The 10,253-nt window shown below is 56.2% G+C and carries 14 protein-coding genes; 12 read left to right on the forward strand and 2 right to left on the reverse strand.

The genetic code is table 11. The features are described 5' to 3' along the window. The first annotated feature begins 20 nt into the window (after positions 1–20). From fliJ to rcsA, 10 genes are all read left to right on the forward strand, one after another. Positions 21–464 carry a flagellar export protein FliJ gene (gene fliJ, locus QLG21_RS01515; protein ID WP_006176212.1) on the forward strand — a complete coding sequence of 148 codons (444 nt, stop codon included), beginning with the start codon at positions 21–23 and terminating at the stop codon, positions 462–464. Then, a complete protein-coding gene (fliK, locus tag QLG21_RS01520; RefSeq protein WP_282483750.1) occupies positions 461–1,687 on the forward strand; it encodes a flagellar hook length control protein FliK in 1,227 nt (408 codons plus the stop codon). The genes fliJ and fliK overlap by 4 nt, the downstream gene beginning before the upstream one ends. A gap of 106 nt (positions 1,688–1,793) precedes the next feature. Further along, the gene (gene fliL, locus QLG21_RS01525; protein WP_006176214.1) at positions 1,794–2,264 is read left to right on the forward strand and encodes a flagellar basal body-associated protein FliL; all 471 of its coding nucleotides are present in this window, start codon (positions 1,794–1,796) and stop codon (positions 2,262–2,264) included. A gap of 4 nt (positions 2,265–2,268) precedes the next feature. After that, positions 2,269–3,273, forward strand: a complete 1,005-nt coding sequence (gene fliM / locus QLG21_RS01530; RefSeq protein WP_006176215.1) for a flagellar motor switch protein FliM — start codon at positions 2,269–2,271, stop codon at positions 3,271–3,273. Further along, positions 3,270–3,683: a flagellar motor switch protein FliN gene (fliN, locus tag QLG21_RS01535; RefSeq protein WP_006176216.1), complete on the forward strand. Its 414-nt coding sequence runs from the start codon at positions 3,270–3,272 to the stop codon at positions 3,681–3,683. Before fliM ends, fliN begins: the two co-directional genes overlap by 4 nt. A gap of 2 nt (positions 3,684–3,685) precedes the next feature. Continuing rightward, a complete protein-coding gene (gene fliO / locus QLG21_RS01540) occupies positions 3,686–4,060 on the forward strand; it encodes a flagellar biosynthetic protein FliO (RefSeq protein ID WP_282483751.1) in 375 nt (124 codons plus the stop codon). Next, on the forward strand, positions 4,060–4,797 hold the full coding sequence (fliP, locus tag QLG21_RS01545; RefSeq protein ID WP_137849281.1) for a flagellar type III secretion system pore protein FliP: 738 nt from the start codon (positions 4,060–4,062) through the stop codon (positions 4,795–4,797). The genes fliO and fliP overlap by 1 nt, the downstream gene beginning before the upstream one ends. Before the next feature lie 10 nt (positions 4,798–4,807). Continuing rightward, on the forward strand, positions 4,808–5,077 hold the full coding sequence (fliQ, locus tag QLG21_RS01550) for a flagellar biosynthesis protein FliQ (RefSeq protein ID WP_006176219.1): 270 nt from the start codon (positions 4,808–4,810) through the stop codon (positions 5,075–5,077). Positions 5,078–5,084: 7 nt separating this feature from the next. Then, positions 5,085–5,870, forward strand: coding sequence for a flagellar biosynthetic protein FliR (fliR, locus tag QLG21_RS01555; protein WP_006176220.1), 786 nt, complete (start codon positions 5,085–5,087; stop codon positions 5,868–5,870). A 296-nt stretch (positions 5,871–6,166) separates the two neighbouring features. Beyond that, positions 6,167–6,790, forward strand: a complete 624-nt coding sequence (rcsA, locus tag QLG21_RS01560) for a transcriptional regulator RcsA (protein ID WP_006176221.1) — start codon at positions 6,167–6,169, stop codon at positions 6,788–6,790. 99 nt (positions 6,791–6,889) lie between these two features. On the opposite strand, the gene dsrB is transcribed toward rcsA, so the two are convergent. Further along, positions 6,890–7,078 (reverse strand): protein DsrB, encoded by a 189-nt coding sequence (gene dsrB, locus QLG21_RS01565; RefSeq protein WP_003859583.1) that lies wholly within the window; start codon positions 7,076–7,078, stop codon positions 6,890–6,892. A 129-nt stretch (positions 7,079–7,207) separates the two neighbouring features. Between dsrB and yodD the strand changes: the two genes are divergently transcribed. Together yodD and QLG21_RS01575 are read left to right on the forward strand one after the other, a co-directional pair. Next, the gene (yodD, locus tag QLG21_RS01570; RefSeq protein WP_282483752.1) at positions 7,208–7,435 is read left to right on the forward strand and encodes a YodD family peroxide/acid resistance protein; all 228 of its coding nucleotides are present in this window, start codon (positions 7,208–7,210) and stop codon (positions 7,433–7,435) included. A 300-nt stretch (positions 7,436–7,735) separates the two neighbouring features. Next, on the forward strand, positions 7,736–8,536 hold the full coding sequence (locus QLG21_RS01575; protein ID WP_282483753.1) for a mannosyl-3-phosphoglycerate phosphatase-related protein: 801 nt from the start codon (positions 7,736–7,738) through the stop codon (positions 8,534–8,536). On the opposite strand, the gene dgcQ is transcribed toward QLG21_RS01575, so the two are convergent. After that, on the reverse strand, positions 8,521–10,221 hold the full coding sequence (dgcQ, locus tag QLG21_RS01580) for a cellulose biosynthesis regulator diguanylate cyclase DgcQ (RefSeq protein ID WP_282483754.1): 1,701 nt from the start codon (positions 10,219–10,221) through the stop codon (positions 8,521–8,523). The two genes, QLG21_RS01575 and dgcQ, sit on opposite strands and share 16 nt — an antisense overlap. Positions 10,222–10,253 lie beyond the last annotated feature (32 nt).

Here is a 10,253-nt window from a genome sequence, read left to right on the forward strand (position 1 = left end):
ACAGGTGGAGGGCGAAGGTCATGGCGCAAAACAGCGCGTTATCAACGCTAAAAGATCTGGCTGAAAAAGAAGTGGATGATGCCGCACTGCAGCTTGGCGCAATGCGGCGCGGATGTCAGCAGGCTGAAGAACAGTTGAAGATGTTAATCGACTATCAGCACGAGTATCGCACCAACCTTAATACCGACATGACGCAGGGCATCGGCAGCCAGCGCTGGATCAACTACCAGCAGTTTATTCAGACCCTGGAAAAAGCGATTGAACAGCATCGTCAGCAGCTTTTTCAGTGGACGGAAAAAGTCGACATCGCGCTCAACTTCTGGCGCGAGAAAAAACAGCGACTGCAGGCCTGGCAGACCTTACAGGACCGGCAGATCGCCGCATCGACCCTGGCGGAGAACCGTCTGGATCAGAAAAAAATGGATGAGTTTGCCCAGCGCGCATCAATGAGGAAACCGGAATGATCACACTGCAACAACTGCTGATGACCGACAGCGACCTGTCAGGCGGCACGCAGACGGGGAAAGGCACCGAGGGTGCACAGGATTTTCTCTCCCTGCTGGCGGGCGCGCTGACGGAAACCGGCGGTCAGGGCAAAGATGCGCCGCTAACCCTGGCAGACCTGAAAGCCGCCGGCAGCACGCTGTCGAAAGCCGCGGCGAAAGGGGATAACACCCCGCTACAGGCAAAACTTGCCGACCTTCTTGCCCGCCAGGAGACTCTGGTCGAGGAGGACGCGCCGCACGCTACCGCGCTGCAAACCCTGGTGGCCGGTCTTGCGCCTGCGGCCCACGGTGACGCGCTGAAGTCGTTAACCACGGCGGCAGCGAAAGAAGAGACGAAAACCTCGCTCACTGACGAGGAGCTGGCCGGGCTTAGCGCGTTAATGGCCATGCTGCCGCACCAGCAGACGGCGGTTGCCGCGCAGCCGAAGAGCGCCGAAGGCCTGAGCGCCCGCGCGTCCCTTCCCTCCGCCGCCCTGACGCCGTCCACTGCCGGGCGACACGCGTTGACCGCTGACCTGCCGGGTCGCGATGAGGGCAAAACCGCCTCGCCATACCAGCCCCTCGTGCAAGGCGCTGACGCCTCTGTGCCCGTCGCGCCGGTCGCGAACGGCGTAGCGGAGAAACAGGATATCGCGGCAGCCTCGACGTCTACCGCCACCGCGCCAACCGCCACGCTTGCGCCAATGGTGAGTACCCCTGCGCCTTCACAGCCTGCGGCAACCGTTGCGACGGCTCCGGTGTTGAGCCAGCCGCTCGGTACACCGGAATGGCAGCAAACGCTGAGCCAGCACATCACGCTGTTCACGAAGCAGGGACAACAGTCAGCGGAGCTGCGTCTGCATCCGGAAGATCTCGGTCAGGTACAGATTTCCCTTAAGCTCGATGATAACCAGGCGCAGCTGCAGCTGGTGTCGCCGCACAGCCACGTTCGCGCGGCGCTGGAAGCCGCGCTGCCAATGCTGCGCACCCAGCTTGCTGAAAACGGTATTCAGCTTTCCCAGAGCAGCGTCAGCAGCGAGAGTTTTGCCGGGCAGCAACAGTCCTCCTCTGAACAGCAACAGCACGCCTCCCGCTCCGGCCAGCAGGGGGGCTTCAATGAAGAGGGTGACGACCTGCTTATTGCTCCCGCGTCCCTGCAATCCGCCGCGCGCGGTAACGGCGCGGTAGACATCTTCGCCTAAACGCCAGAGGTAACGTGATTATCCCCGTCTTTTCCACGCTTTGACCTAAGCCGGACACGGGATAATCACCGTATTAAGCTGTACCGAAACAGGAAGCTCGTATCAGATGACTGACTCCGCTATCACCAAAAAAAGTAAGCGTTCCATCTGGATCCCGCTGCTGGTGTTGATCACGCTCGCCGCCTGCGCCACCGCAGGCTACAGTTACTGGCGTATGCAGCAGGAACCGACCGGCGCTGCCGCCAAAGCAGAAGCACCGCCGCCACCGGCCCCGGTCTTCTTCCCGCTGGATACGTTTACCGTGAACCTGGGCGATGCGGACCGCGTGCTGTACATCGGCATTACGCTGCGCCTGAAAGACGAAGCCACGCGCGCCCGTCTTAACGATTATCTGCCTGAAGTGCGCAGCCGCCTGCTGCTGCTGTTCTCGCGTCAGGACGCCTCGGCGCTGGCCTCCGATGACGGCAAGCAAAAGCTGGTCGATGCCATTAAGCAGACGCTGGCGACGCCGCTGGTCCATGGTCAACCCAAGCAGGAAGTCACCGACGTTCTGTATACAGCTTTCATTTTGCGGTAACGACATGGGCGATAGCATTCTTTCTCAGGCAGAAATCGACGCGCTGCTTAACGGCGATAGCGATAAAAACGATGAGCCAAAGCCGGGTCTGGCCGGTGACGATAACATTCGTCCCTACGACCCGAATACCCAGCGTCGCGTGGTGCGCGAGCGTCTTCAGGCGCTGGAGATCATCAACGAACGTTTTGCGCGTCAGTTCCGTATGGGGCTGTTCAACCTGCTGCGTCGTAGCCCGGACATCACCGTTGGCGCGATCCGCATTCAGCCCTATCATGAGTTTGCCCGCAACCTGCCGGTGCCGACCAACCTTAACCTGATCCACCTCAAGCCGCTGCGCGGTACCGGTCTGGTGGTGTTTTCGCCAAGCCTGGTGTTTATCGCGGTTGATAACCTGTTTGGCGGCGATGGCCGCTTCCCGACGAAGGTGGAAGGTCGTGAATTTACCCACACCGAGCAGCGCGTAATCAACCGCATGCTGAAGCTGGCGCTGGAATCCTACAGCGACGCGTGGAAAGCGATTAACCCGCTTGAAGTGGAGTACGTGCGTTCCGAGATGCAGGTGAAGTTCACCAACATCACCACCTCGCCGAACGATATCGTGGTGAATACCCCGTTCCATGTGGAAATTGGCAACCTGACCGGCGAGTTCAATATCTGCCTGCCGTTCAGCATGATCGAGCCGCTTCGCGAGCTGCTGGTCAACCCGCCGCTGGAAAACTCACGCCATGAAGATCAGAACTGGCGCGAAAATCTGGTGCGTCAGGTTCAGCATTCGCAGCTGGAGCTGGTGGCTAACTTCGCCGACGTGTCGATGCGCTTATCCCAGATCCTGAAATTACAACCCGGCGATGTTCTGCCGATAGACAAACCCGACCGCATTATTGCCCATGTGGATGGCGTACCCGTGCTGACAAGCCAGTACGGCACGATAAACGGCCAGTATGCGCTACGCGTTGAACACTTGATCAACCCGATTTTGAATTCGCTGAATGAGGAACAGCCCAAATGAGTGACATGAACAATCCGTCCGATGAAAACAGCGGAGCACTGGACGATCTATGGGCTGATGCGTTGAACGAGCAAAAAACAACCCCGGGCAAAAGCGCGGCGGATGCTGTGTTCCAGCAGTTAGGCGGCGGTGACGTCAGCGGTACGCTGCAGGATATCGACCTGATCATGGATATCCCGGTCAAACTGACCGTGGAGCTGGGACGCACCCGGATGACCATTAAAGAGCTGCTGCGCCTGACGCAGGGTTCGGTTGTTGCCCTTGACGGCCTGGCCGGCGAGCCGCTGGATATTCTGATCAACGGCTATCTGATTGCCCAGGGTGAAGTGGTGGTCGTGGCGGATAAATACGGCGTGCGTATTACCGACATCATTACCCCATCCGAACGTATGCGTCGTCTGAGCCGCTAACGATGAAAACCCAGGCAACAGTATCCCAACCCTCTGCGGTACCGGGTTCGCCGCTGCTCCAGGTGAGCGGCGCCCTGTTCGGTATTATTGCCTTTATTCTTATTGCCGCATGGCTGGCAAAGCGCTTTGGCGTGGCGGGTAAAACCGCCGCCGGGCGCGGTCTGAAGGTCAGTGCCAGCACCACGCTTGGGCCACGCGAGCGCGTGGTCATTGTTGACGTTGAAGATGCGCGCCTGGTTCTTGGCGTGACCGCCACGACGATCAACGTGCTCCATAAACTGCCTCCTGCGCCCGTCGTAGTTGACGTGACGACAGACGCCCCGGCGGATTTTCAGTCCATCATGAAGAGTTTGCTTAAGCGTTCCGGGAGATCCTGATGCGCCGTTTGTTATCCCTTACGCTTGCCGGCCTTGGCCTGTTTGCCCCTGCCGTTTACGCCCAGCTGCCGGGCCTGATCTCCACCCCGATGGCGGGTGGCGGACAAAGCTGGTCCCTGCCGGTGCAGACGCTGGTGTTTATCACCTCGCTGACGTTTCTTCCTGCAATCCTGCTGATGATGACCAGCTTCACCCGCATCATCATCGTCTTTGGTCTGCTGCGAAACGCCCTCGGCACGCCGTCCGCCCCGCCTAACCAGGTTCTGCTCGGGCTGGCGCTGTTCCTGACTTTTTTCATTATGTCGCCGGTGATCGATAAAATTTACACCGACGCCTATCAGCCGTTCAGCGAAGATAAGATCTCGATGGAGGTCGCGCTGGAAAAAGGCGCTCAGCCATTGCGCGAATTTATGCTGCGCCAGACGCGTGAAGCGGATCTGGCGCTGTTCGCCCGCCTGGCCAACACCGGCGAATTGCAGGGGCCGGAAGCCGTTCCGATGCGCATTCTGCTGCCAGCGTACGTAACCAGCGAGCTGAAAACGGCATTCCAGATTGGCTTTACGATCTTCATTCCGTTCCTGATCATCGACCTGGTGATCGCCAGCGTGCTGATGGCGCTGGGTATGATGATGGTTCCCCCCGCCACCATCGCCCTGCCCTTCAAAATCATGCTTTTTGTCTTGGTCGACGGCTGGCAGCTGCTGGTCAGTTCCCTCGCGCAAAGTTTCTACAGTTGAGGATCGCGCAATGACGCCAGAATCGGTCATGATGATGGGCACGGAGGCAATGCGCGTGGCGATTGCCGTAGCCGCGCCGCTGCTGCTGGTGGCGCTGGTCACCGGCCTGGTCATCAGTATCCTGCAGGCCGCGACGCAGATTAACGAAATGACGCTGTCCTTTATCCCGAAAATCATCGCGGTATTTGTGGCGATCATCGTGGCCGGGCCTTGGATGCTGAATCTGCTGCTGGACTACATGCGCACCCTGTTTACTAACCTTCCTTACATCATCGGCTGATAACAGGATGCTGCACTTTACCAGCGACCAGTGGATGCAGTGGCTTGGCCTCTATTTTTGGCCGATGCTGCGCGTTCTGGCGCTGATTTCCACCGCGCCTATCCTCAGCGAACGCACCATTCCCAAGCGCGTAAAGGTCGGGCTGGGCATTATTATCACCATTATCATTGCCCCTTCGCTGCCGCCGGTTGATATCCCGATTTTTTCCGCAAAAGCGGTCTGGGTGGCGCTGCAGCAGATCATGATTGGCGTGGCCGTCGGGTTTACCATGCAGCTGGCGTTTGCCGCCGTGCGTACCGCCGGTGAGCTGATTGGCCTGCAGATGGGGCTCTCTTTCGCGACCTTCATCGACCCCGGCTCCCATCTGAATATGCCGGTGCTGGCGCGCATTATCGATATGCTGGCGATGCTGCTGTTCCTCACCTTCAACGGCCATCTGTGGTTGATCTCCATGCTGGTCGACACCTTTCACACGCTGCCGATAGGCGATAATCCCGTCAACAGCAACGCGTTTCTGGCGCTCACGCGGGCTGCGGGCCTGATCTTCCTTAACGGGCTGATGCTGGCGCTGCCGATCATCACCCTGCTGCTGACCGTCAACCTTTCGCTGGGGTTACTCAACAGAATGGCCCCGCAGCTCTCCGTATTTGTGATTGGTTTTCCGGTGACCCTGACCGTTGGTATTTTATTAATGTCATTGCTAATGCCACTTATCGCTCCGTTTTGCGAACATTTATTCAGCGAACTATTCAACCTGTTAGCGGATATTGTCAGCGAATTGCCGCGAAAATAATAACCCGCCTAACCGCAATGTCTTTCTGAGGATATTCCTAAAATAAAACTCGAAAAACATCTACCAGGATATATCTGACGCGGCTTAATTGTTTCTAACCACCTCACAATACTTAATATTTACTTTACTTTAAGAAGATTCCTGGCAAATTATACGTAACTTTACGGGATAGTGAGTCCGCCTGAAAGTCTTTGTGATGCTCACAGGTTTTATTACGTTTTTTCCATCCCGTATGGCTGTTTATGAGCTCTCAGGCAGATGGTGAATTATCGTTACGCATTGAGTGAGGGTATGCCATGTCAACGATCATTATGGATTTATGCAGTTACACCCGGCTAGGGTTAACCGGGTATCTGGCGAGCAGAGGGGTAAGAAAGAGAGACATCAACGATGCACACACCGTTGACGACCTTGCAGCCGCTTGTGACCAACACAGGCCCGGCGTGGTGTTTATTAATGAGGACTGTTTCATACACGATCCAGCCAACAGTCAGAAAATTAAGCTAATCATTAATCAGCATCCTAAGACTCTGTTTATTGTTTTTATGGCGATCGCAAATATCCATTTCGACGAATATTTGTTGGTTCGCAAAAATTTATTGATCAGTTCTAAGTCAATTAAACCCGAGTCGCTGGATGACATTTTGGGTGACTATTTGAATAAAGAAGTAAAAGATGTAGGCGCGGTTAACTTACCCACGCTTTCATTAAGCAGAACTGAATCGAGTATGTTAAGAATGTGGATGGCTGGGCAAGGAACTATTCAGATCTCAGACCAGATGAATATCAAAGCCAAAACCGTTTCGTCACATAAGGGAAATATTAAAAGGAAGATTAAAACGCATAATAAGCAAGTGATCTATCACGTCGTACGCCTGACGGATAATGTGACAAATGGAATTTTCGTCAATATGCGCTAACCCCTTTCAACATCTACTGTACCCTACCTTCGATCTCTGGCCTGGCCAGAGATTTTTGCATTTAAAGCAGCAGAGTCGGGCGCGTTGCCCGACGCCGCGTTATTCTGCCGTTTCCACAAAAATGCCATCCGGATGACCCAGTTCATTAAAGAACCAGATGCCGAGCGGGTAGTCTTCCAGTGACACCAGGTACATGGTGCCTTCGTTGAACTCCTCTATCGCCAGCACCACGCCCGGGCGGCGCGGCCCACCGTCCGTTTTGACGGTTACCCGATCGTTGACCTTCATACATTCCTCCTGTGGTTTTGAGCCAGTGTAGAACAAAACGCATAAGCTGACATCGCTGGCGGATGCGAATGCCGTTTTTGTGTGCGGTCTATACTTAACCGTGGACACGTTTATATGAGGTACCCCGTAATGAAGACCAACAAAGAGTATAGCGACACCATCAAACGCGAAGTCGAAGTGGATGTCGATGCCCTGCTGGCCGCCATCAATGAGATCAGTGAATCCGAAGTACGTCGTGCTGATGATGATTCCGACAGGGTGATGGTGAACGGGAGGGATTACCATACCTACCGTGAACTGGCCGAAGCCTTCGAGCTGGATATTCATGACTTTAGCGTGTCGGAAGCGAACCGCTAGGGCGAAAAAAATCCCGGTCATGGGGATGACCGGGATCAAACTTGCTTTTGCAAGAAGCACTTGAAAATTCGTTACACCAGGAAATCTGATGTGGGAGAAACACTATCCTTAACGTATTAGCATGACAAGGATATATTCTCATACGGAATATGCCATCACAGGGCTGTACATTTACGTTATGAGTGTACAACTAGCATGTTCCGTGGCTTACACGGGATCGGTTCCAAAACAATGCACGCATTTTCAGAATTTTTTTAGGAAAATTCTTAGAGCGCCATCCACTTTTAATCAGGAGTAGTTATGATTTCACTGCAGGAGACGCTGGTCATCATCACCGATCTGGATGGAACACTCCTCGATATTCACACCTATGACTGGCAGCCTGCAAAGCCATGGCTGGAGACGCTGCGCGACCGTCAAATCCCCGTGGTTCTGTGCAGCAGCAAGACCGCCGCAGAGATGGCGGACATCCAGCAAGAGTTGGGTCTGGATGGCCTGCCGTTCATTGCCGAAAACGGCGCGGTTATTCAGCCTGACGTTCGCTGGGAAGACACCTCGCGAAGCCTCAGCGGGATAGCGCACCAGGACATTGCGCAGTGTCTTGCCCGGATACGTGCCAGCAGGCAATACAAATTCACGACGTTTGACGATGTGGATGTTCAGACCATCGGCGAATGGACGGGGCTTACCCGCCTTCGCGCCACCCTTGCCTGCAAGCATGAGGCGTCCGTAACCTTAATCTGGCGCGACAGCGACGCACAGATGGCGCAGTTTGAAGAAGAACTGGCCCAGCACGGCCTTAAGCTGGTGCAGGGGGCACGCTTCTGGCACGTCCTGGACGTTCGCTGCGGTAAAGACGTGGCGGCCCGCTGGCTGGTTGAGCAGTACCGCCTGCATGAGAACATCGAACCCACAACGTTAGGCCTCGGGGATGGCCCCAATGACGCCCCGCTGCTGGAAAACGTTGATTATGCGGTGGTCATTAAAGGCATCAACCGCCAGGGCATTACGCTTGTGAACGACTCGCCGGAGCGGGTTTATCGTACGCAACACGCAGGCCCGGAAGGCTGGCGCGAGGGGCTGGATCACTTCTTGTCGTGATCCTGCCACACCACCTGATTGCGTCCGCGCTGTTTCGCCTGGTAAAGGCGCAGGTCGGCGATTGACTGCAGCTGATCAAAATTGTAGTTCCCCTTCTCGTGGGCGCAGCTCACGCCAAACGAGGCGCTGATGCGCAGCGTCGTGCTCTTTTTCAACAGGATCTCTTTACTGTCGATGCGCGAGCGAATGCGCTCGGCAATGGCGGCCGCTTGCGGAAGGGCAAGACCTGGCAGTACCACGCAGAACTCTTCTCCACCCACGCGCCCGGCGACGTCGCAGGGCCGCAATCCGCCCGCAATCAGCCCTGCGGCATGAGAGAGCACTTTATCCCCGGCCTGATGCCCGAAGCGGTCATTGATGTTCTTGAAGTGGTCCAGATCGATCTGGATAACCGAAAACGGCCGGGACTGCGCCTGACACTCTCTGGCGAGCCTGTTGGCACGCTCAAACAGCGCTCCGCGGTTGTGGAGCCGGGTCAGCGGGTCATGCCAGGCCTGCCACTGCAATGAGTGCTGGAGGGTATACATGTTGCTGACCATCCGCCGGATAAGCAGCCAGGAGATCAGCAGCATGGCGCTGAACAACGCCCACAGGAGCGCCAGCACGATACTGATGCTGCCGAATTCGCCGCGCACGCCTTCATCAAGCGTGTGGACCCGCAGCATTACGCCGTCGAAATGTCCCAGCCTGACCCAGCTCACATAGCGGCTGCCCAGGCGCAGCCCCCCTTCCGTATCGCCCTCAATCGCCTTCGCAATCTGCGCAAGCTCGGCGGCGTCGAATTGATTAACGTTGGCTGATGAAAGCTCAGAGGAGGCAATCAGCGTAAGGCGGGTGTCGTACAGCTGATACTCCCCTTCCGTGCGGTCATCTACCGCCTCCATTAGCAAACGCCGCAGGGTTGCCTGGGTAAATTCCATGGCAATGATGCCATACCAGTAGCGATCGTGATAGACCGGTACGCTGGCGGTGACGGTTGACTGTGGATCGACGGCTGACGGGGTCGACGCATAAAACCAGCGCACTGCGCCCGCGCGGTTTTCACGTTCGGACTGCCCGGTGAACCACGGCTGGGTCACAAACGCGTAATAACGTGAAATGGCGTCGGTGGTTTTCGCCGGTGCGTCGGTGGCGAGCCAGAATCCGGCGCGGGAAACGTACATCGCCCGCGTTTCCCGGCGGGACGAAGAGGAGGCCAGGCGCAGTAAATACCCGACCTCAAGCGCGGCCGAGATTTCATGGTTAAGCAACGCGTTATCCCGGTTCAGCAGCGTGGTTTTTTCGACGAAAACGTCGGAGACGCCGTTCACGGGCAAGGTTCGGGATTTATCGACGGCCAGCTGCCAGAAGGGTTTTGTCCGCAGTGCGTTAAAGCGCGAAACGGCATCCTGCAGAACGCCAAACGCCAGCGGGGTACTCAGCGCCTCGTTCATGCTTTTGCGAAAAAAAAGCAGCTTATCCACGCTAAACTGCAGCTGCCGGTCCAGCGCATTCGCCACGATGTCCAGATGGTTTCGCTGGCTTGAGACATACGCCTCCTCCAGCACCACCACCTCACGCCACGTCAGCAGCGTAGAAAAGATCAGCACCACCAGAAAACAGACATTTACAATCAGGCCTGGATTGCTACGCGTGCGTAACCCGTGCAGAAAAGACCGTCTTACAACAAAGGTATCGCGTTGCACACACACTCCCTGATTGCCACTCTTTATCTACT

It is taken from the genome of Enterobacter sp. V87_3 (assembly GCF_029967835.1).
Lineage (GTDB): Bacteria > Pseudomonadota > Gammaproteobacteria > Enterobacterales > Enterobacteriaceae > Enterobacter > Enterobacter cancerogenus.

Excerpts from the sequence above, each read along its gene's own strand:
- fliL (WP_006176214.1), top strand. The coding sequence starts at position 1,794 with ATGACTGACTCCGCTATCACCAAAAAAAGTAAGCGTTCCATCTGGATC.
- fliN (WP_006176216.1), top strand. The coding sequence starts at position 3,270 with ATGAGTGACATGAACAATCCGTCCGATGAAAACAGCGGAGCACTGGAC.
- fliM (WP_006176215.1), top strand. The coding sequence starts at position 2,269 with ATGGGCGATAGCATTCTTTCTCAGGCAGAAATCGACGCGCTGCTTAAC.
- fliP (WP_137849281.1), top strand. The coding sequence starts at position 4,060 with ATGCGCCGTTTGTTATCCCTTACGCTTGCCGGCCTTGGCCTGTTTGCC.
- fliK (WP_282483750.1), top strand. The coding sequence starts at position 461 with ATGATCACACTGCAACAACTGCTGATGACCGACAGCGACCTGTCAGGC.
- QLG21_RS01575 (WP_282483753.1), top strand. The coding sequence starts at position 7,736 with ATGATTTCACTGCAGGAGACGCTGGTCATCATCACCGATCTGGATGGA.
- fliJ (WP_006176212.1), top strand. The coding sequence starts at position 21 with ATGGCGCAAAACAGCGCGTTATCAACGCTAAAAGATCTGGCTGAAAAA.
- fliQ (WP_006176219.1), top strand. The coding sequence starts at position 4,808 with ATGACGCCAGAATCGGTCATGATGATGGGCACGGAGGCAATGCGCGTG.
- fliO (WP_282483751.1), top strand. The coding sequence starts at position 3,686 with ATGAAAACCCAGGCAACAGTATCCCAACCCTCTGCGGTACCGGGTTCG.
- yodD (WP_282483752.1), top strand. The coding sequence starts at position 7,208 with ATGAAGACCAACAAAGAGTATAGCGACACCATCAAACGCGAAGTCGAA.
- rcsA (WP_006176221.1), top strand. The coding sequence starts at position 6,167 with ATGTCAACGATCATTATGGATTTATGCAGTTACACCCGGCTAGGGTTA.
- fliR (WP_006176220.1), top strand. The coding sequence starts at position 5,085 with ATGCTGCACTTTACCAGCGACCAGTGGATGCAGTGGCTTGGCCTCTAT.
- dsrB (WP_003859583.1), bottom strand. The coding sequence starts at position 7,078 with ATGAAGGTCAACGATCGGGTAACCGTCAAAACGGACGGTGGGCCGCGC.